We start from the raw sequence: 23,144 nt of genomic DNA, 5'->3' as shown, positions 1-23,144 counted from the left end.
CGAGATAGCAACATGATCGATCTCATTACCTCGCAGGGCCAGGCCATCTTCGGCAGCGCTTGGACGCTGATCTGGATCCTGATCCGTGCCGTGGTCATTGTGGTGCCGGTGCTGCTGTGCGTGGCCTACCTGATTCTGTGGGAACGGAAGCTGATCGGCTGGATGCACGTCCGTATCGGCCCGAACCGTGTGGGCCCGCTGGGCCTGCTGCAGCCGATTGCCGACGTGCTGAAGCTGCTGCTCAAGGAAGTGATGTTCCCGTCGCAGATCAACCGGATGATGTATCTGGTTGCGCCGCTGATGGTGCTGGTGCCGGCAGTGGCCGTCTGGGCCGTGATTCCGTTCCAGCCCGAAGTGGTGATGGCGGACGTCAACGCCGGTCTGCTGTACGTGATGGCCATCAGCTCGGTGGGCGTGTATGGCGTGATCCTGGCTGGCTGGGCATCGAACTCGAAGTACGCGTTCATCGGCGCCATGCGTGCCGCGGCGCAGATGGTGTCGTATGAAATCGCGATGGGCTTCGCGCTGGTGACCGTGCTGATGGTGGCCGGCAGCCTGAACCTGTCGACCATCGTGAACAGCCAGAACGTGGGCTACTTCGCGGACATGGGCATCAATATCCTGTCGTGGAACTGGCTGCCGCTGCTGCCGATGTTCGCCGTGTACTTCATCTCGGGCGTGGCAGAAACCAACCGCCATCCGTTCGACGTGGTGGAAGGCGAGTCGGAAATCGTGGCCGGTCACATGATCGAATATTCGGGCATGACGTTCGCGCTGTTCTTCCTGGCCGAGTACATCAACATGATCATCATCTCGACGATGACCTCGCTGATGTTCCTCGGTGGCTGGGCGCCGCCGTTCTCGAGCGCGATCACGAATGCGATCCCGGGCTTCTTCTGGCTGGTGATCAAGGTTTTCCTGCTGCTGTCGGTGTTCATCTGGATTCGTGCCTCGTTCCCGCGTTACCGCTATGACCAGATCATGCGTCTGGGCTGGAAGATCTTCATTCCGCTGACCGTGGCGTGGCTGATCATTGTGGCGATCTGGATCAAGTCGCCGTGGAACATCTGGCACTAAGAGGCCAGGCGATGGCGCGCCGCCCGGACGGGCAGGGCGCGCCGCGCGGAAATACTTAGGAAGCAATCGTCATGCTGATCGCCATCAAGGACTTCTTCAACAGCCTGCTCCTGAAGGAACTCTTCAAGGGCATGGCACTTACCGGCCGCTATCTCTTCGCCCGGAAGGTGACTGTCCAGTTCCCGGAAGAGAAGACGCCGATGTCGCCGCGTTTCCGCGGCCTGCACGCACTGCGCCGCTACCCGAACGGGGAAGAGCGTTGCATCGCGTGCAAGCTGTGCGAAGCGGTGTGCCCGGCAATGGCCATTACGATCGAATCGGATGTGCGTAACGACGGCACCCGCCGCACCACGCGCTACGACATCGATCTGACCAAGTGCATTTTCTGCGGCTTCTGCGAAGAAGCCTGCCCGGTCGACGCGGTCGTCGAAACGCATATCTTCGAATACCACGGCGAAAAGCGCGGCGACCTGTACTTCACCAAGGACATGCTGCTGGCAGTGGGCGACCGCTACGAGCCGCAGATCGCCGCAGCCAAGGCCGCGGACGCGAAGTACCGCTAAGCGGACCGGCAGGACGGGAACAGGGCACCCGGTGTGCTGTTCCCGGCAATGAATTTGAAGTGGCCCCGCAAGGGGCACAACCAAGAGAAGCAAGTCGCGCAAGGGCGGCTGCCCCGATGGGCAGTCCGGACCGGCGCGGCCCAAAGAGGATCCGATAGGGACCATGGAACTCACGACAGCCATCTTCTATGCCTTTGCCCTGGTGCTGGTGCTCTCCGCACTGAAAGTCATCACGGCAAAGAACCCGGTGCATTCGGCACTGTTTCTCGTGCTGGCATTTTTCACCGCCGCGGCGATCTGGATGATCCTGAAGGCCGAGTTCCTCGCCATCCTGCTCGTGCTGGTCTACGTAGGCGCGGTCATGGTGCTGTTCCTGTTCGTGGTGATGATGATCGATATTGACATCGAGCATCTGCGCCGCGACTTCTGGACATACGTGCCGATGGCGTCGATCGTTGGCGCGCTGATCATCGCCGAAATGGCCATCGTGCTGGTGCGCAACTTCATCGGCACCACCAACGCCGTGCTGCCGCCGGGCGCGCAGGAGCCGAACTACTCGAACACCGCCGCACTGGGCAAGCTGATCTACACCGACTACGTGTACGCCTTCGAAGTGGCGGGCATCATCCTGCTGGTGGCAATCGTGGCCGCCGTGGCCCTGACGCTGCGCCGCCGCAAGGACGTCAAGGCGCAGGACGTGGGTGCCCAGCTGCGTGTGCGCCGCGACGAGCGCGTGCGCATGGTGAAGATGCCGGCCGAGGGCCGGGCCGAAGCGGATGCTGCTGCGTCCGCCAACAAGAACTAAGCCCGGAGAACCCGCTGTGCTGTCTCTCGCTCACTTTCTCGTCCTCGGTGCCATCCTGTTCGCGATCAGCATCGTTGGCATCTTCCTGAACCGCAAGAACGTCATCGTGCTGCTGATGGCGCTCGAACTGATGCTGCTTGCGGTGAACATGAATTTCGTCGCCTTCTCGCACTACATGGGCGACCTGGCCGGACAGGTTTTCGTTTTCTTCATCCTTACGGTGGCCGCCGCCGAGTCGGCAATCGGTCTGGCAATCCTGGTCGTGCTGTTCCGTAACCTGGACACGATCAACGTGGACGACATGGATACCCTCAAGGGCTGACATGAACGCTCACGACATGAACCAAGACTGCATCCCGACCGCACACCAATAAGCGTCCTATGGCAACCACGCTCAACCCCAACCTGCTGCTGGCGATCGCGCTGGCACCGCTCGCCGGTGCCGCGATAGCCGGTCTGTTCGGTACCAAGTTCTTCGGCACGTTCTCCTCGGAGACGCGCGGCGGCCGCATCGTGGCCCACTCGGCAACGATCCTCGGTGTCGCCATCTCGTTCGTCCTCTCGGTGATGGTGCTGCTCGACGTGATGAACGGCGCCGGCTACAACGCCACCGTGTATGAATGGATGGCCATCGGCTCGCTGAAGATGGAAGTCGGCTTCCTGGTCGATTCCCTGACCGCGATGATGATGGTCGTGGTGACCTTCGTCTCGCTGATGGTGCACATCTACACCGTCGGCTACATGGACGGGGACCCCGGTTACAACCGCTTCTTCGCCTACATCTCGCTCTTCACCTTCTCGATGCTGATGCTGGTGATGAGCAACAACTTCCTGCAGCTGTTCTTCGGTTGGGAAGCCGTGGGCCTGGTGTCGTACCTGCTGATCGGCTTCTGGTACACGCGTCCGACCGCGATCTTCGCCAACCTGAAGGCGTTCCTGGTCAACCGGGTGGGCGACTTCGGCTTCATCCTCGGTATCGGCCTGCTGCTGGCGTACAGCGGCAGCATGAACTACACGGACGTGTTCGCCCAGCGCGAGCAGCTGGCAACCGTGATCTTCCCGGGTACCGACTGGCTGATGATCACCGTGGCCTGCATCTGCCTGTTCATCGGCGCGATGGGCAAGTCGGCGCAGTTCCCGCTGCACGTGTGGCTGCCTGACTCGATGGAAGGCCCGACCCCGATCTCGGCACTGATCCACGCGGCAACCATGGTGACGGCAGGCATCTTCATGGTGTCGCGCATGTCTCCGCTGTTCGAGCTGTCGGACACCGCGCTGTCGTTCGTGATGATCATCGGCGGGATCACCGCACTGTTCATGGGCTTTCTGGGCATCATCCAGAACGACATCAAGCGCGTGGTGGCGTACTCCACGCTGTCGCAGCTGGGCTACATGACCGTGGCGCTGGGCGCTTCGGCCTACTCGGTGGCCGTGTTCCATCTGATGACCCACGCGTTCTTCAAGGCTCTGCTGTTCCTTGCGGCCGGTTCGGTCATCATCGGCATGCACCACGACCAGGACATCCGCAACATGGGCGGCCTGCGCAAGTACATGCCGATCACCTGGATCACGTCGCTCGTGGGCTCGCTGGCGCTGATCGGTACGCCGTTCTTCTCGGGCTTCTACTCGAAGGACTCGATCATCGAGGCCGTGGCCGAGTCGCACCTGGCGGGTTCGGGCTTTGCGTACTTCGCTGTGCTGGCTGGCGTGTTCGTCACCGCCTTCTATTCGTTCCGCATGTACTTCCTGGTGTTCCACGGTGAAGAGCGTTTCGGCAAGCCGCACGCGCACCACGACCACCACGAGGAAGAAGAGGAATCGCACGGCGACGACCATCACCATGGTCTGGCCCCGGGTCAGAAGCCGCACGAGTCGCCGTGGGTCGTGACGCTGCCGCTGGTGCTGCTGGCCATCCCGTCGGTGATAGTTGGCGCCATCGCCATCGAGCCGATGCTGTTCGGCGACTTCTTCAAGCATGGCCTGGCGTTCAAGGACGTGATCTTCGTCGGCGAAAACCATCACGCCATGGAAGAACTGAAGGAAGCGTTCCACGGCTGGGTGCCGATGGCGATTCACTCGCTGACGACTCCGGTGCTGTGGCTGGCCATTGCCGGTGTGGTGCTGTCTTGGTTCTTCTACATGAAGCGCCCGGATATTCCGGCCGCCATCAAGCAACGCTGCTCGGGTCTCTACAACCTGCTCGAGAACAAGTACTACATGGACGCGATCAACGAGGCCGTGTTTGCCCGTGGTGCGCGCCTGCTGGGTACCGGCCTGTGGAAGGGCGGTGACCAGAGCTTCATCGACGGCCTGTTCGTCAATGGTTCGGCCCGCGTGGTGGCGTCGTTTGCCGCGGCCAGCCGTTACCTGCAGTCCGGCTACATCTACCATTACGCTTTCGCGATGATCATCGGCATGCTGGTGCTTTTGACGCTGACGATCACTGGCGTGATAGGCACCAAGTGATAGGCACCGAGTAAGGAAAACAAACAAATGGTTCTGTCTCTCGCAATCTGGCTGCCTATCTTCTTCGGCCTGCTGGTATTGATGTTCGGCTCCGACAACAGCAAGTGCTTCGTGCGCTGGATGGCGCTGTTCGGTGCCATCGCCAGCTTCGTCGTGACGCTGCCGCTGGTCTTCCATTTCGATACCTCGACGGCTGCGATGCAGTTTGTCGAGCAGGCGAACTGGATCGAGCGTTTCAACATCGCCTATCACCTGGGCGTTGATGGCATCTCGATGTGGTTCGTCGTGCTGACGTCGTTCATCACCGTGATCGTCGTGATCTCGGCCTGGGAAGTGATCACCGAGCGGGTGGCCGAGTACATGGCCGCGTTCCTGATCCTGTCGGGTCTGATGGTGGGCGTGTTCTGCGCGCTGGACGGCATGCTGTTCTACGTGTTCTTCGAAGCCACGCTGATCCCGATGTACATCATCATCGGTGTCTGGGGTGGCCCGAACCGCGTGTACGCTGCGTTCAAGTTCTTCCTCTACACGCTGCTGGGCTCGCTGCTGACGCTGGTTGCGCTGCTGTACCTGTACAACAAGACCGGTACGTTCGACATCCTGTCGTGGCACCAGGCCAAGCTGTCGTTCGAAGAGCAGGTGCTGATCTTCCTGGCGTTCTTCATGGCCTTCGCCGTGAAGGTGCCGATGTGGCCGGTGCACACCTGGCTGCCGGACGCCCACGTGGAAGCGCCGACCGGGGGCTCCGTGGTGCTGGCCGCGATCATGCTGAAGCTGGGCGCCTACGGTTTCCTCCGGTTCTCGCTGCCGATCGCCCCGGACGCCAGTCACTACATGGCACCGTTCATCATCACGATCTCGCTGGTCGCGGTGATCTACATCGGCCTCGTGGCGCTGGTCCAGGCCGACATGAAGAAGCTGGTGGCGTACTCGTCGATCGCCCACATGGGCTTCGTGACGCTGGGCTTCTTCATCTTCAACGATCTGGGCGTTGAAGGCGGCATCATCCAGATGATCTCGCACGGCTTCGTGTCGGGCGCCATGTTCCTTGGCATCGGCGTGCTGTACGACCGCGTGCATTCGCGCCAGATCGCCGACTACGGCGGTGTTGTGAACGTGATGCCGAAGTTCGCCGCGTTCTCGGTGTTCTTCGCCATGGCAAACTGCGGCCTGCCGGCTACCTCCGGTTTCGTCGGCGAATTCATGGTCATCCTGGCATCGGTCAAGTTCAACTTCTGGATCGGCCTGCTGGCTGCTACGGCCCTGATCCTGGGCGCGGCCTACTCGCTGTGGATGGTCAAGCGCGTGATCTTTGGCGATATCGTGCATCAGCACGTGCGCGAACTGGTGGACCTGAACAAGCGCGAATTCCTGATGTTCGGCCTGCTGGCCATCCTGACGCTGTACATGGGTCTTTACCCGAAACCCTTCACCGATGTGATGCACGCCTCGGTGGTGAACCTGCTGTCCCACGTGGCACAGTCCAAGCTGTAAGCGGGGGAGAGAAATCAACATGCAATCGTCCTCTAGCCTGGCCCCGGTGGCGCCAATCATTTTCCTGGCGGTCGCCATCGCGGCGATCAACTGGATCGACCTAGCGCGCGGCAAGGGCCGCACCAGCGTGGCATACCCGCTGGCACTGCTGACGACGCTGGTGCTGACCTTCTGGTTCGCGCTGGACGCCGCCAATGGCGAGACGCACTACGTGTTCGCCAACCTGGTGGTCGTGGATCCGATGGCCAACGTGCTGTCGGCGTTCTGCTCGCTGGGCATGTTCCTGACGCTGATCTACACGCGCACCTACCTGAGCAACCGCGACATGTTCGCGGGCGAGTTCTACATGCTCGCGCTGTTCACGCTCGGCGGGCAGCTCGTGATGATCACCGGCAACAACTTCCTGACCCTGTATCTGGGCCTGGAACTGCTGTCGCTGTCGTCGTACGCCCTGGTGGCACTGCGCCGCGACTCGCGCGTGACGTCGGAATCGGCCATCAAGTACTTCGTGCTGGGTGCGCTGGCCTCGGGCTTCCTGCTCTATGGCATGTCGATGATGTACGGCGCCACCGGTTCGCTGAACCTGGGTGAAGTGTTCCGCGTGGTGGAGTCGGGTCGCGTCAACACGACGATGCTGGCCTTCGGCGTGGTGTTCATCGTCGCCGGCGTGTCGTTCAAGCTCGGCGCCGCACCGTTCCACATGTGGATTCCGGACATCTACCAGGGCTCGCCGACCGCGGTGACGCTGCTGATCGCAGCCGGCCCGAAGGTTGCCGCGTTCGCGCTGATCATGCGCCTGCTGGTCGAAGGCCTGCTGCCGCTGGCCGGTGACTGGCAGATGATGCTGGTGGTGCTGTCGGTCGTGTCGCTGCTGATCGGCAACCTGACCGCGATCGTGCAGACCAACCTGAAGCGGATGCTGGCGTACTCGACCATCTCGCACATGGGCTTCATCCTGCTGGGCATGCTGTCCGGCGTGGTGGCGAACAAGGCGGACGGCGCGGCCAACGCCTACAGCGCGTCGATGTTCTATTCGATCACCTACATGCTGACCACGCTCGGCACGTTCGGCCTGATCCTCATCCGTACGCGCAAGGGTTTCGAGGCCGAGACGCTGGACGACCTGAAGGGCATGTCGCGCCGTCATCCGTGGTTTGCGCTGCTGATGCTGGTGATGATGTTCTCGATGGCCGGCATCCCCCCGACCGTCGGCTTCTACGCCAAGCTGGCCGTGCTGTCGGCCGTGGTCAAGGCCGGCATGAGCTGGCTGGCGGTGGTGGCCGTGGTGTTCTCGCTGATCGGCGCGTTCTACTACCTGCGCATCGTGAAGCTGATGTACTTTGATACGCCGGCTGGCGAAGAGCCGCTGGAAGCGTCGGTTGGCGTGCGCTCGTTCCTGAGCCTGAACGGCCTGGCCGTGATCCTGCTGGGCCTGTTCCCAGCTGCGCTGATGAACCTGTGCTACCAGGCCATCCGCGCCACGCTGGCTTCGTAACGTAATAAGGTGACGAAATGAGTTCCTCGGCGGGCGGTTGGTTTGTCATTTTGCTGGCACTGGTTTGTGCCAACCTGCCGTTCGTCAACCAGCGCCTGTTCGCGGCGGTGGGCCTGAAATGGGCTCGCAAGCCGCTGTGGCTGCGGGCCGTGGAACTGTTCGTCTGGTACGTGGTGGCCGGTGTTGCCGGCTTTGCGGTGGAAGCGGGCCTTGGCAACGCATTCCCGCAGGGCTGGCAGTTCTACGCCATCACGGCCTGCATGATGCTGGTGTTTGCCTTCCCTGGCTTCACCTGGCAATACCTGGTCAAACATCGCACGGCCTGAGGGCTTGCCTGCTCCGGTCCGTGTCATCTCCGGAGCGCGTATGACCGACAAGACTCTTCCCGTTTCCTCCCAGTCATCCGAAGTCTCGGACGACCATCTCCGCGAAACGCCGGTCGCTTCGGCAACCATCCACCGCGGCAAATTCCTGACCCTCAAGCAAGACATCGTGCGTCTGCCCGACGGCAAGCAGACCGGGCGCGAGTACGTGCTGCATCCGGGCGCGGTCATGATGATCCCGCTGTTCGACGATGGCACCGTGCTGATGGAGCGCCAGTTCCGCTACCCGGTGGGCGAAGTCATGCTCGAATTCCCGGCCGGCAAGCTCGACCCGGAAGAGGGCGCGCTGGTGTGCGGCAAACGCGAACTGCTGGAAGAAACCGGCTACACGGCGACGCGCTGGGACTACCTGACACGCATCCACCCGGTAATTTCCTATTCGACGGAATTCATCGACCTGTTCCTGGCTCGCGATCTGACGGCCGGCGAGTCGAAGCTCGATGACGGCGAGTTCCTTGAAACCTTCGTCACGCCTGTCGGCCAGGTCATTGACTGGGTGCGGCAAGGCCGTATTACCGATGTGAAGACGATCATCGGCGCATTCTGGCTGGAGAAGATCGTCTCGGGCATCTGGCAACCCGGTGAACAGGCCGAGCCACCGTTCCCGGCAGCCCGGGCGGCGGGCTAGAACGTCGCTTTGCTGCTAAGCTTGGCGAGGCGCGACCCGCGGGTTTTCCCTTGATTTTTCAGGGCCCTGCGCCCAAATAGGCGGCTATCGGCGGGATTGTGTTTCCGACGCATCCTGCCAGGCAAAAACGGCTGCAAAAAAATTAGCACGACCGTTCACAAAATTTCGATTCACAGCTAACATTGCCCCGACGGGCTGGAAAGATCATGAAGGTGCTCGACCTGCGCTGTGCGCAAGACCATCGTTTCGAGGGCTGGTTTGCCTCGGAGGAAGATGCGCAATCGCAGATTTCACGCGACCTCGTCCAATGCCCGGTCTGTGGCGACCATGCGGTCAGCCGCCTGCCCAGCGCGCCGCGCCTGAATCTCTCAGGTGCTACCGCGAAGCCGGCGCTGACGCAGGGCCGCGATGGCGAGCCAGGCAAGGCCGAAGCCCAGCAGATGATGCAGGCGCTGCAGGCCCACTACCTGAAGGCCGTGCGGCGGGTGCTGGCGCAGACCGAGGACGTGGGAGACCGCTTCGTGGAGGAAGCGCGGCGCATGCATTACGAGGAGGCGCCCGAACGCGGCATTCGCGGTTCGGCCACCGCCGAGGAAGTGCAGGCGCTGGCTGAAGAAGGCATCGACACCTTTCCGCTCATCGTGCCGGACGCATTGAAGCAGACGGCCCACTGAACAAGCATCCTGTGCCCGGTTTTACCAGCGCAGCGATGCGCAGGTAAAACAATCGGCCGGCGCCCGCCGGCACCACCTATGGAGACGGGCATGGATCTCAACTACTCGGCGGCGGACAACGCCTTCCGTCAGGAAGTGCGCAGCTGGCTCGAAGCCAACCTGCCGGCGGAAATCAGCGAAAAGGTGCTCAACCACCGCCGCCCCAACCGCGACGATCTGGTGCGCTGGCACAAGATCCTGGCCGGCAAGGGCTGGTCGGTGCCGCACTGGCCGGTGGAGTTCGGCGGTACGGGCTGGAACGCCACGCAACGCCATATCTGGGACGAGGAAAATGCCCGCGTCGGCGCACCCGGCGTACTGCCGTTCGGTGTGGCGATGGTCGCGCCCGTGATCATGAAGTACGGCAATGCCGAGCAGAAGTCGTACTACCTGCCGCGTATCCTCGATTGCACCGACTGGTGGTGCCAGGGCTATTCCGAGCCTGGCTCCGGTTCTGACCTTGCGTCGCTGAAGACGCGCGCCGAACTGACGTCGGACGGCAAGCACTACATCGTGAATGGCCAGAAGACCTGGACCACGCTGGGCCAGCACGCCGACATGATCTTCTGCCTGGTGCGCACCGACCCTGAAGCCAAGAAACAGGAAGGCATCTCGTTCCTGCTGATCGACATGAAGACGCCCGGTATCACCGTGCGACCGATCATCATGCTCGATGAAGAGCATGAGGTGAACGAAGTCTTCTTCGACAACGTGAAGGTGCCGGTCGAAAACCGCGTGGGCGAAGAGAACCGCGGCTGGACTTACGCGAAATACCTGCTGGGCCACGAGCGCACCGGCATCGCCCGCGTCGGCAACTCCAAGCGCGAACTGGGCTTCCTGAAGCGCGTGGCGCGTCAGCAGCAGAAGAACGGCAAGCCGCTGCTGGCCGATCCCGTGTTCGGCGCCAAGGTGGCCGCGCTGGAAATCGAGTTGATGGCGCTGGAAATCACGGTGCTGCGCGTGGTGTCCAGCGAAGCCGCCGGCAAGGGTCCCGGTCCGGAAGCCTCGATGCTCAAGATCAAGGGTACCGAGATCCAGCAGATGCTGACCGAGCTGATGGTGGAGGCCGTGGGCCCGTACGCCCAGCCGTTCGACACCGCCTACCTCGAATGCGAGCACGACCATGCCGTGACCGGCTACGACGATGCCGCGCCGCTGGCCGCCTACTACTTCAACTACCGCAAGACGTCGATCTACGGTGGTTCCAACGAAATTCAAAAGAACATCATCAGCCAGATGATTCTGGGGCTGTGAGGAGACACGCGACATGAACTTCAATCTCAGCGACGAACAGAAGCAACTGGCCGACGCGATTCGCCGTTTTGTCGAAAAAAGCTACGACTTCGAATCGCGCAGGAAGAATATCAAGACCGATGCCGGGTACGGTGAGCAGGCCTGGGGCGCCCTGGTGGAACTGGGCCTGACCGCGCTGCCGGTGCCGGAAGCGCAGGGCGGTTTCTCGGGCACGGCCGTCGACATGATGGTGGTGCAGGAGAAACTGGGCCGTGGCCTGGTCGTCGAGCCGTACTTCGCCACCGTGGTGGCCGCGCAAGCGCTGAAGCTGGCCGGTGGCCAGGAGGCGGTGCTGGAACAGGTGGCCGGCGGCGAGGTGAAGCTGGCCACGGCGTTCAACGAGCCCCAGGCGCGCTACGAACTGAACAACGTGACGGTGACGGCCAAGGGCGGCAAGCTCAACGGTCGCAAGGTGGTGGTGATCCACGGTGCCCAGGCTGACAAGCTGGTGGTGTCGGCCCGCACCAGCGGCGCCCAGTCCGATCGTGATGGCATCTCGCTGTTCCTGGTCGATACGAATGGGGCCGGCGTCAGCGTCAAGGACTACCGCACGATCGACAACCTGCGCGCCGCCGACGTAACGTTTGCCGACGCCCCGGCCACGCTGCTGGGCGCCGAGGGCAAGGGCTTCGACGTGCTGGAGGCGACGGCCGACTACGCCGCCGTGCTGCTGTGCGCCGAGGCCGTTGGCGTGATGGATACGCTGAACGCCGCCACGCTCGAGTACGCCAAGACGCGCCAGCAGTTCGGCGTGCCCATCGCGCGCTTCCAGGCGCTGCAGCACCGCATGGTGGAAATGTTCATCCACGCCGAGCAGTCGCGTTCGATCACGCTGCTGGCTGCGGCCCGCTTCGAGGAATCGTCGCCGGAAGACCGCCGCCGCTACGTGTCGGCTGCCAAGGCGCGTGTGGGTCAGGCGGCTCGCTCGGTCGGTCAGGAGGCCGTACAGATCCACGGCGGCATGGGCGTGACCGACGAACTGCCGGCCGCGCACATGTTCAAGCGACTGACGCTGATCAACACGACGTTCGGCGACGTGGACCATCACCTGGGCCGCTTCGCGAGCCAGCCGGGCTTCCAGGAAGCCGCCTGATCGTAGCGTTTGACCTGAACCGCGCCGGCGACCCCGAGCGCGGTTTTTTGCTTTGGAGCCCACGATGTCCAACAAGATGTACTTCGAAGACTATGTCGTCGGCAGCGAGATCCCGCTCGGTAGCTACCACGTCACCGAGGAGGAGATCCTCACGTTTGCGCGCCAATACGATCCGCAGCCATTCCATATCGACAAGGCCGCGGCGGAAAGCAGCATCTACGGCGGCCTGATTTCAAGCGGCTGGATGACCTGCGGCATCATCATGCGGCTGCTGGTACAGTCGATGGGCGACCGTTCCACCAGCATGGGGTCTCCGGGCGTGGACGAGGTGCGCTGGATCAAGCCGGTCTATGCCGGCGACACGCTGACCGCCGTGCTGAAGATCCTGGAGACGCGTCCGTCGAGTTCGAAGCCCGACCGCGGCGTGGTGCTGACCCAGTGGGTTGGCACGAACCAGAAGGGCGAGGTCGTGTGTACGGTCAAGGGCATGGGCATGTACAAGCGCCGCCCGGCCTGAGGCCCGTGCAAGCGCGGCAGCAAGCCGTGGCAACAAGACGATAAGACATTAGGAGACAAGTCATATGCGCACCATTGCATCGCTGGAAGAGCTGGAGTCCCTCCAGGGCCAGGAAGTGGCCGTCAGCGACTGGTCCGAAATCACGCAGCAGCAGGTGAACCTGTTTGCCGAGGCGACGGGCGATCATCAGTGGATCCACGTCGATGTCGAGCGCGCCAAGCGGGAGTCGCCGTTTGGCGCCCCAGTGGCGCATGGTTTCCTGACGCTGTCGCTGCTGCCCCAGTTCATGCAGAACGCCATCCACATGGAAGGCGTCAAGATGGGCGTCAACTATGGGCTGAACCGTGTGCGATTCACCTCGCCGGTGCCGGTCGGCAGCAAGCTGCGCGCGCGCGTGAAGCTGCTCAAGGTCGAGCGGCTCGATCCGTTGCCGAACGGCCTGCTCGGCGCGCAGTCGACCTGGGAGGTTACTATCGAACGCGAGGGCAGCGATCGGCCGGTCTGCGTGGCGGAATCGATCAGCCGGCGCTACTCGTAGCGCCTGGCAGGTGGGCAGGGCAGAGGGGCCGCTAGAACGCGGCCCCTTTCTTTTGTCCAGAAGAATCGCATGACAAATACGTTCACGGCGTGATCTGTTTCCTTTGCGCGACATCAAAAACATTGTCCGGTTAAAAGAACAGTGTTTCCGTTGTGTTTGGGTTTACCCGCAATGTTGCGTTGCGGTACATTCGCGCCCAACGATGTTTTAAGTAATGCGATATCCGCTCGGAGACCGTGCTCGCTGCGCTGGCGGGTCGGTCAAAAGCAGGCGGAAATCGCGTGAGCATCGTGACACAACGCTTGTCCCGGTGGCTGCTCCGAACCGGGAACGATCGCAGTTCAGGCAGTCGGTTACCTCAGCGCACGCTTCCGCCCCCGGCGTTTCGCGCACGCAGTCGTCAGTTGCTGTCCAGCCGCGCTCACGGCGTTGCCCGGCCGCATGGTCCGCCGGTGCTTGCTCGCCCCATCAACGCTTGCGCCTGCTTTGGACACGTCCCCGGTTTTTCCCAGCCCAGCCAGCCCGTTGCCTCGTGCAGCAGGCGGCAGTGCCTCGCTTGTGCACAGGCGTGGCGCAACCAGACCGTCGTGACATGAACACATCAACAATGCCGCGCCTGATGCGGTACCTGCCTTGCCTTGGCCTGCTCCTGCTGGCTGGCTGCGACTACGCGCTGATGAACCCGAAAGGGCAAGTCGGCGTCGACATCAAGGGCATCATCCTGATTGCCACCTGGCTGATGCTGCTGGTCGTGGTGCCGGTGATCATCCTGACGATCGTGTTCGCGTGGAAGTATCGCGCCAGCAACACGTCGGCCACGTACGACCCCGACTGGTCGCACTCGACCAAGATCGAAGTCGTGGTCTGGCTGATTCCCTGCCTGATCATCATTGCGCTGGGCATCATCACCTGGAAGTCGTCGCACGATCTCGACCCCTACAAGCCGCTTGAGTCGAACGTCAAGCCTGTGCAGGTCGAAGCCGTGGCGATGAACTGGAAATGGCTGTTCATCTATCCGGAACTGAAGATCGCGACGGTCAACCAGCTGGCGCTGCCGGTGAACACGCCGGTGAACTTCAAGATCACGTCGGATTCGATCATGAATTCGTTCTTCATCCCCCAACTGGGCAGCCAGGTGTACGCCATGGCCGGGATGGAGACCAAGCTGCACCTCATCGCCAATGAAGCCGGCACGTACGACGGCATGTCCGCCAACTACAGCGGCGGCGGCTTCTCGGGCATGAAGTTCAAGACCATCGCCATGTCGAATTTCGATTTCGACAAGTGGGTGGAACAGGTGCGCGCGTCCAGCAAGCAGCTCGGCGCCGAGGACTACAAGGTCCTGGCCAAGCCGAGCGAAGCAGATCCGGTGACGTACTTCGGCAAGATCGAAGACGGCCTGTTCACCGGCATCCTGCATCAATACATGGGGCACGACGGCCGTGCCATGGCCCGCGAAGGTTTCGATGGCGGTCCGGTCTGCACGTCGCGTAACACGCTTGGCGAAGAGCGTGTATCCATGACCACGCCGGCCAAGCCGGCCGTGGGCGCGCAAATCTAGGAGCAATGATGTTTGGCAAATTGAGTTTGTCGGCGATTCCGTTTCATGAGCCGATCATCATGATCACGCTGAGCTGCGTGGCCCTTGGCGGGCTGGGGCTGCTCGGTGCGATCACGTATTTCAAGAAGTGGAATTACCTGTGGGTCGAGTGGATTACCTCGGTCGACCACAAGCGCATCGGCGTGATGTACTCGCTGGTGGCGCTGATCATGCTGCTGCGCGGCTTTGCCGACGCCATCATGATGCGTACCCAGCTGGCGGTTGCCACCAACGGCGCCACCGGCTTCCTGCCGCCCGAGCACTATGACCAGGTGTTCACGGCCCACGGCGTGATCATGATCTTCTTCGTGGCCATGCCGCTGATGACGGGCCTGATGAACCTCGTGGTGCCGCTGCAGATCGGCGCGCGCGACGTGGCGTTCCCGTTCCTGAACACGCTGAGCTTCTGGCTGTTCGTGGCCGGCGCGCTGCTGGTCAACATCTCGCTGGGGGTCGGCGAATTCGCGCGTACGGGCTGGCTGGCCTATCCGCCGCTGTCGGGCCTGGACTACAGCCCGGGCGTGGGGGTGGACTACTACCTCTGGTCCTTGCAGATTTCAGGGTTGGGCACGCTGCTGACCGGCGTGAACTTCCTGGTGACGATCCTGAAGATGCGCGCCCCGGGCATGACCCTGATGCGCATGCCGGTGTTCACGTGGACGGTCTTCTGCACGAACGTGCTGATCGTGGCCGCCTTCCCGGTGCTGACGGTGTCGCTGGCCCTGCTGGGTCTGGACCGTTACTTCGACATGCACTTCTTCACGAACGACGGTGGCGGCAACGCCATGATGTACGTGAACCTGATCTGGATCTGGGGCCACCCCGAGGTCTACATCCTGGTGCTGCCGGCATTCGGTATCTTCTCGGAAATCATCGCCACGTTCTCGGGCAAGAAGCTGTTCGGCTACAAGTCGATGGTTTATGCAACGAGCGCGATCATGGTGCTGTCGTTCATCGTGTGGCTGCACCACTTCTTCACGATGGGCTCCGGCGCCAACGTGAATGCGTTCTTCGGCATCACGACGATGATCATCTCGATCCCGACGGGCGTGAAGATCTTCAACTGGCTGTTCACGATGTACCGTGGCCGCGTGCAGTTCACGTCGCCGGTGCTGTGGACGCTGGGCTTCATGATCACGTTCGTGATCGGCGGCATGACCGGCGTGCTGATGGCCGTGCCGGCAGCCGACTTCGTGCTGCATAACAGCCTGTTCCTGATCGCCCACTTCCACAACGTGATCATCGGCGGCGTGCTGTTCGGATACCTGGCCGGCATCACCTACTGGTGGCCGAAGGCGTTCGGCTTCAAGCTGAACGAGCGTCTGGGCAAGTGCGCCTTCTGGTGCTGGATCGTCGGTTTCTACTTCGCCTTCATGCCGCTGTACGTGCTGGGCCTGATGGGCATGACCCGTCGTCTGAACCACACGAACAACCCGGAATGGACGCCTTGGCTGCATCTGGCCGTGGTGGGCGTGGTGTTCGTGGCGCTGGGCATCTTCTTCCAGGTGCTGCAGATCGTCGTATCGATCCGCGACCGCAAGAAGCTGGCCGACGTGACGGGCGACCCATGGGGTGGCCGCACGCTGGAATGGGCTACGTCGTCGCCGCCGCCGTTCTACAACTTCGCACACACCCCGGTGGTGCGTGACCTGGACGCGTTCGCCGACATGAAGGCCCGTGGCGAGAAGCTGCCGACCAGCGGCTTCGAGCAGATCCACATGCCGAAGAACACAGCTGCCGGCTTCTACATGGGTGCCTGGAGCCTGGCGCTGGGCTTCGCGCTGATCTGGCACATCTGGTGGCTTGCCGCCGTTGGCCTGGTCGGCATGGTGGTGGCGTTCATCCGCCGCGCCAACGATGACCACATCGACTATTACGTGCCGGCCGCCGAGGTCGAGCAGATCGAAACCCGCTACCAGCAGCGTGTGGCTGCACAGGGCTGATAACGATGTCGACAGAAGTTCTTGACCGCTTTGGGGCGCAAGCCCCCGCGCATGCGCACTCGCACGACGAGTCGCACGACCACGCCCATCACGACACCAGCGAGAACACCATCTTCGGTTTCTGGCTGTACCTGATGAGCGACTGCATCCTGTTCGCGTGCCTGTTCGCCGCGTTCGCCGTCCTGCGCGGCGAAGTGGCGGGTGGCCCGTCGGGCAAGGAGCTGTTCGAGCTCAACTACGTGCTCGTGGAAACGGCAATCCTGCTGTTCTCGTCGATCACCTACGGCTTTGCCATGGTGTCGATGCAGAACCAGCAGCGCGGCCGCGTGATGTTCTGGCTGGCCGTGACGTTCCTGCTGGGCGCAGGCTTCATGGCGATGGAAATCAACGAGTTCGCGCACCTGATCCATGAAGGTGCCGGCCCGAGCCGCAGCGCCTTCCTGTCGTCGTTCTTCACGCTCGTGGGCACCCACGGCCTGCACGTGGCCAGCGGCATGCTGTGGATGCTCGTGCTGATGTACCAGCTGTCGAAGAAGGGCCTGACCCCGGCAGTGGCCAAGCGCCTGAACTGCCTCAGCCTGTTCTGGCACTTCCTGGACGTGGTCTGGATCGGTGTGTTCACCGTGGTCTACCTGATGGGAGCAATGTAAATGGCACAGCAACACGCAAGCGCCGCCCATGGCGCGTCGCACGGCCACAGCAGCGTCAAGTCGTATGTGATCGGCTTCGTCCTGGCGGTGATCCTGACCGTGATCCCGTTCAAGATCGTGATGGACGGCTCGATCGACCGCGCCACCACGCTCTGGATCATCCTGGGCATGGCGGTTGTCCAGATCATCGTGCACCTGAAGTACTTCCTGCACCTGGACGGCTCGGATGGCCAGAAGTGGAACGTGATGGCACTGCTGTTCACTGTCCTGATCCTGTTCATCGTGCTCGCCGGTTCGCTCTGGATCATGCACAACATGAACGCCAACATGATGCCGTGGATGAGCAAGTGACCGTCGTCACCGGTATCTGAAGAAACGGGGCCCCTGCGGCCCCGTTTTTTATTGCATTGTCCTGGGGTGGCCCCAACCCCCGGCGCGTGGGCGACCCCACGCGGCCCAGCCCGGAATCTTGCCTCTGGTGCGCTGCGCACCGATCCCTTCCAGCCATGCACCGCATCGGGCCGATGCACGACGCCGGTGCATGCGTCCGTTCCTGCCCCTCCGCAAGCCTGGCACCTAACTGGTGCGCCTCCGAACCGTCCCATCCGATTTGTCTTGCCGCCGTTGCCCGGCAACGGTCTGCGGTCGTCTCTGCCCTTGGCACGCTAGTTGCAGAAGCGTTACCCGGGGTGCGTAGTCCCTGACCACATACGACAAATTGGACAAAATGGGAGCTGCAATGAAACGACGTGACATGCTGAAGCTGTCGGCGGTAGCCGCCGCGGCGATGATCGGTACCAGCCCGCTGATGGCGCAGACGAAGGAACCGATCAAGGTCGGCATCCTGCATTCGCTGTCGGGCACCATGGCCATCTCCGAGACTTCGCTCAAGGACGTGGCGCTGATGACGATCGACGAGATCAACAAGAGCGGTGGCGTGCTGGGCCGCAAGCTCGAGCCCGTGGTGGTCGACCCCGCTTCCAACTGGCCGCTGTTCGCCGAAAAGGCCCGTCAGCTGATCACCAAGGACAAGGTGGCTGTCACGTTTGGCTGCTGGACGTCGGTGTCGCGCAAGTCGGTGCTGCCGGTCTATGAAGAGACCAACGCGCTGCTGTTCTACCCGGTGCAGTACGAAGGCGAGGAAATGTCCAAGAACGTGTTCTACACGGGCGCCGCGCCGAACCAGCAGGCCATCCCGGCCGTGGAATACCTGATGAGCAAGGAAGGCGGCGGTGCCAAGCGCTTCTTCCTGCTGGGCACCGACTACGTGTATCCGCGCACCACCAACAAGATCCTGCGCGCGTTCCTGAAGAGCAAGGGCGTGGCCGACAAGGACATCGAAGAGGTCTACACCCCGTTCGGCCATAGCGACTACCAAACCATCGTCGCCAACATCAAGAAGTTCTCCCAGGGCGGCAAGACGGCCGTGATCTCGACGATCAACGGCGACTCCAACGTGCCGTTTTACAAGGAACTGGGCAACGCCGGCCTGAAGGCCAAGGACGTGCCGGTGGTGGCCTTCTCGGTGGGCGAGGAAGAACTGCGCGGCATCGATACCAAGCCGCTGGTGGGCCACCTGGCCGCCTGGAACTACTTCATGTCGGTCAAGAACGGCGAGAACGACGCGTTCAAGAAGCAGTGGGCGGCATGGGTCAAGGCCAACAACCTGCCCGGCGGCGACAAGCGCGTGACCAACGACCCGATGGAAGCTACCTACGTTGGTATCCACATGTGGGCCCAGGCCGTGAAGAAGGCCGGCACCACCGACGTGGACAAGGTGCGCGCCGCCATGTACGGCCAGACCTTCAAGGCGCCGGACGGCTTCACGCTGACCATGGGCGACAACCATCACCTGTTCAAGCCTGTGATGATCGGCGAAGTCAAGGGCGACGGCCAGTTCAACGTGGTCTGGAAGACGCCGAAGCCGATCCGCGCCCAGCCGTGGAGCCCGTTCATCGCGGGTAACGAAGGCAAGGCCGACAAGGTCGGCGGGAATTGATTTGCTGCTTTCCGCGGATATGCGCTCCCCTCTCCCATGAAATGGGGGAGGGGTGGGGGAGAGGGCGTTGAGGTTCAAGTTGTGTCATGTGCCGGTTTGAACCGTCGAGCCCTCTCCCCCAGCCCCTCTCCCGCAAGCGGGAGAGGGGAGCAAGGCCAGAACAACCCCAAGACGCGATCCATCGCGCGAACCAGGCTCCTGAATGCACCGACCCCATATCCGTTCATGGCTGAGCGCCATGCTCGCCGCGTTGCTGCTGGCCGCTGCCCCGCTCTGGGCCGCCACGCCGCTCACGCAGGCCGACCTGAAGCCACTGGCCGAAGACGACTTCGACGCCAAGACCGCCGCGCTCGCCAAAGTCACGCAGGCACCGGCCGACCAGGCCGGCCCGATCCTGAAGGCACTGCAGGACGATGCGCTGCAGTACGAGCCATCGGTCGGCATGGTGCGCCAGGACGGTGACAAATATCTCGATGCGATCAGCGGCAAGCCCGTCGCCGTCAAGAGCGACGCGCTGGAATCGCTGACGCTGAACAACAGCCTGCGCACCATCGTCGACAGTGCCGCCAGCAGCCTGCTGCTGCAGTCGCCGGACATCGCGGTACGCACGCAGGCCATCAACACGCTGTTCGACCAGCCCGAGAACGCGTCGCGCGAGGCGGTCGAAGCGGCCCGCAAGGCCGAGGCCGATGCCGGGCTGCGCGCCCGCCTGGATGTGATCTGGGCCAATACCGTACTGGCGCAGGGCACCGAGGCCACACGCGATGCACGGCTCGATGCCATCCGCATCCTGGGCAGCGACCGCAACCCGCAGTCGCGCCAGAAGCTGATGCCGCTGATGGAAAAGGACGATGCCGGCAAGTACAAGGAGCCCGACGAAGACGTGCGCGTGGCCGCCCAGCAGGCCATCGACCAGTTGCGCAGCGAACAGCGCCGCGCCGAACTGCTGGGCAACCTGTTCGCCGGCCTGAGCCTGGGCAGCGTGCTGCTGCTGGCGGCGCTGGGCCTGGCCATCACGTATGGCTTGATCGGCGTCATCAACATGGCGCACGGCGAGTTTCTGATGATCGGCGCCTATGCCACGTACGTGGTGCAGACGCTGTTCCGCGCCTATGCGCCGAACGCGTTCGACTGGTACCTGGTGGCGGCGCTCCCGGCGTCGTTCCTGGCGGCTGGTGTGGTCGGCTTCGCGCTGGAGCGCATCGTGCTGCGGCACCTGTACGGCCGTCCGCTCGAAACGCTGCTGGCCACGTTTGGTATCAGCCTGCTGCTGATGCAGGCCGTGCGCACGATCTTCGGCGCGCAGAACGTGGAGGTGGCCAATCCGGTGTGGATGAGCGGCGGCTTCGATGCCATGGCCGGGCTCGTGATCCCGTACAACCGCGTGGTCATCATCCTGTTCGCGCTGGCCGTGGTGGCCGTGGCGTGGGCCGTGCTGAACCGTACCCGTCTGGGGCTGTTCGTGCGCGCCACCACGCAGAACCGAACCATGGCAGCGTGCGTGGGCGTGCGCACGTGGAAGGTGGATAGCTACGCGTTTGCCTTTGGCGCCGGCATCGCCGGGCTGGGCGGCTGCGCGCTGTCGCAGATCGGCAACGTGGGCCCCGACCTCGGGCAGGCGTACATCATCGATTCGTTCATGGTCGTGGTGCTCGGCGGGGTGGGGCAGCTGGCCGGGACCATCGTCGGGGCGTTCGGCCTCGGCATCATCAACAAGTTCATCGAGCCGTTCTACGGCGCGGTGCTGGCCAAAATCTTCGTCCTCGTGCTGATCGTGCTGTTCATCCAGAAGCGGCCGCAGGGACTTTTCGCGCTCAAGGGGCGCAGCGCGGAGGCCTGACATGAGCAGCTTTTCTTCTTCATCCCGCAAGGCGTTCAAGCTGTCGGTGCCGGAGCGCCAGCCGCTGTTCTCGGGCCGCGTATGGACGCTGCTGGTGCTGCTGACCGTGGTCGTGGCCATCGGCGTGCCCATCTGCGCGCTGGTGCTGCCGGAGTCCCATCCGCTGCACCTGTCGGCCTACGCGCTGACGCTGTTCGGCAAGATCATGTGCTTTGCGCTGGCGGCCATCGCGCTGGACCTGGTGTGGGGCTACTGCGGCATCCTGAGCCTGGGCCACGGCCTGTTCTTCGCGCTGGGCGGCTATGCGATGGGCATGTACCTGATGCGCTCGATCGGCCGCGAGGGTGTCTACAAGAGCGACCTGCCCGACTTCATGGTGTTCCTGGACTGGAAGGAACTGCCCTGGTTCTGGCATGGCACCGAGCACCTGCCGTATGCGCTGCTGCTGGTGGTGCTGGTGCCCGGCGTGCTGGCGTGGCTGTTCGGGTTCTTCGCGTTCCGGTCGCGCATCAAGGGCGTGTACCTGTCGATCATCACCCAGGCCATGACCTACGCCGCGATGCTGCTGTTCTTCCGCAACGAGACGGGTTTCGGGGGCAACAACGGCTTCACGGACTTCAAGCGCATCGCCGGCTTCGCGGTGGCCGCGCCGCAGACCCGCGCCGCCCTGTTCGTGCTGACGTTCCTGGCATTGGTGGCCGGCTTCGTTGCGTGCCGCTACATCGTCACGTCGAAGCTGGGCCGCGTGGTGACCGCCGTGCGCGATGCCGAAACCCGCGTGATGTTCTCGGGCTACAACCCGCTGGGCTACAAGCTGTTCGTCTGGACGTTCTCGGCCGTGCTGTGCGGCATTGCCGGCGCGCTGTACGTGCCGCAGGTGGGCATCATCAATCCGGGCGAGATGTCGCCGGCGAACTCGATCGAGATGGCGGTGTGGGTGGCCGTGGGCGGCCGCGGCACGCTGATCGGCCCCATCATCGGCGCATTCCTGGTGAATGGCGCCAAGACCATGTTCACGGCCTACTTTGCCGAGTACTGGCTGTTCCTGCTCGGCGCGATGTTCGTGCTGGTGACGCTGTACCTGCCCGATGGCGTGGTGGGCCTGATCCGGCGCCTTCGCGGCGAGCGCACCGCCGCTGAAAAGATCGAGGCGGCCGCCGAGGAACCGGCGGTGGCGCCGCAACAAGGGAGCAACGCATGAACGCCGCGCTGGGACTGCAACAGGCAGAGAGCGGAGACGCCACCGGCCTGGGCCGCATCGTCGAACCCGGTGTCATCGACACCACGCACGGGCCCATCCTCTACATCGAGGACCTGACCGTGCAATTCGACGGCTTCCGCGCGCTGAACAAGCTGTCGCTGTCGATCGACCATGGCGAACTGCGCTGCGTGATCGGCCCGAACGGCGCCGGCAAGACGACCATGATGGACGTCATCACCGGCAAGACCGGCCCGCGCAACGCCAACGTCACGGGGCGCGTGTTCCTGGGCCAGACCATCGACCTGATGCGGATGACCGAGCCGAAGATCGCCCAGACCGGCATCGGCCGCAAATTCCAGAAGCCCACCGTGTTCGAGCAGCACGCGGTGTGGGAGAACCTGGAACTGGCGATGAAGGCCGACAAGCGCTGGTGGTCGTCGCTGCGTGCGCGGCTGACCGGCGAAGGGCACCGCCGGATCGAGGAAACCCTGGCGCTGACCGGCCTGGAGGACGAGGCCTACCGGCCCGCCGGCCTGCTGTCGCACGGCCAGAAGCAGCGTCTGGAGATCGGCATGCTGCTGATGCAGCAGCCGCAGCTGCTGCTGCTCGATGAACCCGTGGCCGGCATGACCGACGAGGAAACCATGCAACTGGCGGCGCTGCTCAACAGCCTGCGCGGCAGCTGCTCGATGATGGTCGTGGAGCACGACATGGAGTTCGTGGCCGCGCTGGCGGGCGACGCCGGCCGCGTGACGGTGCTGGCCGAAGGCAGTTTGCTGGCCGAGGGCACACTCGACGCCGTCAAGCGCGACGAGCGCGTGATCGAATCCTACCTGGGAAGATAAC

General features: G+C 63.0%; 22 protein-coding genes. All 22 read left to right on the top strand.

Features of this window, described 5'->3' with window-relative positions:
- Window positions 1–12 precede the first annotated feature (12 nt).
- A complete protein-coding gene (nuoH, locus tag BLQ58_RS03275; RefSeq protein WP_029050845.1) occupies window positions 13–1,077 on the top strand; it encodes an NADH-quinone oxidoreductase subunit NuoH in 1,065 nt (354 codons plus the stop codon).
- Window positions 1,078–1,151: 74 nt separating this feature from the next.
- A complete protein-coding gene (gene nuoI, locus BLQ58_RS03270) occupies window positions 1,152–1,640 on the top strand; it encodes an NADH-quinone oxidoreductase subunit NuoI (protein WP_175459842.1) in 489 nt (162 codons plus the stop codon).
- Between the two features lie 163 nt (window positions 1,641–1,803).
- Window positions 1,804–2,445, top strand: a complete 642-nt coding sequence (locus BLQ58_RS03265; RefSeq protein ID WP_029050843.1) for an NADH-quinone oxidoreductase subunit J — start codon at window positions 1,804–1,806, stop codon at window positions 2,443–2,445.
- A 16-nt stretch (window positions 2,446–2,461) separates the two neighbouring features.
- Window positions 2,462–2,767 (top strand): NADH-quinone oxidoreductase subunit NuoK, encoded by a 306-nt coding sequence (gene nuoK / locus BLQ58_RS03260; RefSeq protein ID WP_029050842.1) that lies wholly within the window; start codon window positions 2,462–2,464, stop codon window positions 2,765–2,767.
- Between the two features lie 59 nt (window positions 2,768–2,826).
- Window positions 2,827–4,911, top strand: a complete 2,085-nt coding sequence (nuoL, locus tag BLQ58_RS03255) for an NADH-quinone oxidoreductase subunit L (protein ID WP_029050841.1) — start codon at window positions 2,827–2,829, stop codon at window positions 4,909–4,911.
- Window positions 4,912–4,938: 27 nt separating this feature from the next.
- A complete protein-coding gene (locus BLQ58_RS03250) occupies window positions 4,939–6,405 on the top strand; it encodes an NADH-quinone oxidoreductase subunit M (RefSeq protein ID WP_029050840.1) in 1,467 nt (488 codons plus the stop codon).
- A 19-nt stretch (window positions 6,406–6,424) separates the two neighbouring features.
- Window positions 6,425–7,900: an NADH-quinone oxidoreductase subunit NuoN gene (nuoN, locus tag BLQ58_RS03245; RefSeq protein ID WP_029050839.1), complete on the top strand. Its 1,476-nt coding sequence runs from the start codon at window positions 6,425–6,427 to the stop codon at window positions 7,898–7,900.
- A 17-nt stretch (window positions 7,901–7,917) separates the two neighbouring features.
- Window positions 7,918–8,226, top strand: a complete 309-nt coding sequence (locus BLQ58_RS03240) for a DUF2818 family protein (RefSeq protein ID WP_029050838.1) — start codon at window positions 7,918–7,920, stop codon at window positions 8,224–8,226.
- Window positions 8,227–8,266: 40 nt separating this feature from the next.
- On the top strand, window positions 8,267–8,911 hold the full coding sequence (locus BLQ58_RS03235; RefSeq protein ID WP_029050837.1) for an NUDIX domain-containing protein: 645 nt from the start codon (window positions 8,267–8,269) through the stop codon (window positions 8,909–8,911).
- A gap of 206 nt (window positions 8,912–9,117) precedes the next feature.
- A complete protein-coding gene (locus BLQ58_RS03230; protein ID WP_029050836.1) occupies window positions 9,118–9,585 on the top strand; it encodes a DUF1178 family protein in 468 nt (155 codons plus the stop codon).
- Between the two features lie 90 nt (window positions 9,586–9,675).
- Complete coding sequence (locus BLQ58_RS03225) at window positions 9,676–10,878, top strand: acyl-CoA dehydrogenase family protein (RefSeq protein WP_092594657.1); 1,203 nt, start codon at window positions 9,676–9,678, stop codon at window positions 10,876–10,878.
- A 13-nt stretch (window positions 10,879–10,891) separates the two neighbouring features.
- Entirely contained in the window at window positions 10,892–12,010 is a 1,119-nt protein-coding gene (locus BLQ58_RS03220) for an acyl-CoA dehydrogenase family protein (protein WP_029050834.1), read from the top strand.
- A gap of 64 nt (window positions 12,011–12,074) precedes the next feature.
- On the top strand, window positions 12,075–12,527 hold the full coding sequence (locus BLQ58_RS03215; protein WP_029050833.1) for a MaoC family dehydratase: 453 nt from the start codon (window positions 12,075–12,077) through the stop codon (window positions 12,525–12,527).
- Between the two features lie 64 nt (window positions 12,528–12,591).
- Window positions 12,592–13,065 carry a MaoC family dehydratase gene (locus BLQ58_RS03210; RefSeq protein ID WP_029050832.1) on the top strand — a complete coding sequence of 158 codons (474 nt, stop codon included), beginning with the start codon at window positions 12,592–12,594 and terminating at the stop codon, window positions 13,063–13,065.
- A 592-nt stretch (window positions 13,066–13,657) separates the two neighbouring features.
- A complete protein-coding gene (gene cyoA, locus BLQ58_RS03205) occupies window positions 13,658–14,626 on the top strand; it encodes a ubiquinol oxidase subunit II (protein ID WP_029050831.1) in 969 nt (322 codons plus the stop codon).
- 8 nt (window positions 14,627–14,634) lie between these two features.
- Window positions 14,635–16,608, top strand: a complete 1,974-nt coding sequence (gene cyoB / locus BLQ58_RS03200; RefSeq protein WP_092594655.1) for a cytochrome o ubiquinol oxidase subunit I — start codon at window positions 14,635–14,637, stop codon at window positions 16,606–16,608.
- A gap of 5 nt (window positions 16,609–16,613) precedes the next feature.
- On the top strand, window positions 16,614–17,258 hold the full coding sequence (gene cyoC, locus BLQ58_RS03195; RefSeq protein ID WP_092594653.1) for a cytochrome o ubiquinol oxidase subunit III: 645 nt from the start codon (window positions 16,614–16,616) through the stop codon (window positions 17,256–17,258).
- Window positions 17,259–17,609 carry a cytochrome o ubiquinol oxidase subunit IV gene (gene cyoD / locus BLQ58_RS03190; RefSeq protein WP_092594651.1) on the top strand — a complete coding sequence of 117 codons (351 nt, stop codon included), beginning with the start codon at window positions 17,259–17,261 and terminating at the stop codon, window positions 17,607–17,609.
- Between the two features lie 388 nt (window positions 17,610–17,997).
- Window positions 17,998–19,257, top strand: a complete 1,260-nt coding sequence (urtA, locus tag BLQ58_RS03185; protein WP_092594649.1) for an urea ABC transporter substrate-binding protein — start codon at window positions 17,998–18,000, stop codon at window positions 19,255–19,257.
- A 202-nt stretch (window positions 19,258–19,459) separates the two neighbouring features.
- Window positions 19,460–21,097, top strand: coding sequence for an urea ABC transporter permease subunit UrtB (gene urtB / locus BLQ58_RS03180; RefSeq protein ID WP_092594647.1), 1,638 nt, complete (start codon window positions 19,460–19,462; stop codon window positions 21,095–21,097).
- Between the two features lies 1 nt (window position 21,098).
- Window positions 21,099–22,298 carry an urea ABC transporter permease subunit UrtC gene (urtC, locus tag BLQ58_RS03175; RefSeq protein WP_092594645.1) on the top strand — a complete coding sequence of 400 codons (1,200 nt, stop codon included), beginning with the start codon at window positions 21,099–21,101 and terminating at the stop codon, window positions 22,296–22,298.
- Complete coding sequence (gene urtD / locus BLQ58_RS03170; RefSeq protein ID WP_092594643.1) at window positions 22,295–23,143, top strand: urea ABC transporter ATP-binding protein UrtD; 849 nt, start codon at window positions 22,295–22,297, stop codon at window positions 23,141–23,143. The genes urtC and urtD overlap by 4 nt, the downstream gene beginning before the upstream one ends.
- Window position 23,144: the final 1 nt, after the last annotated feature.

This window comes from Ralstonia sp. 25mfcol4.1 (assembly GCF_900104095.1).
In the GTDB taxonomy this organism is placed as follows: domain Bacteria; phylum Pseudomonadota; class Gammaproteobacteria; order Burkholderiales; family Burkholderiaceae; genus Cupriavidus.
The sequence above is the reverse complement of the archived record's forward strand: the minus strand, read 5'-3'. Positions and strand labels throughout refer to the sequence as shown.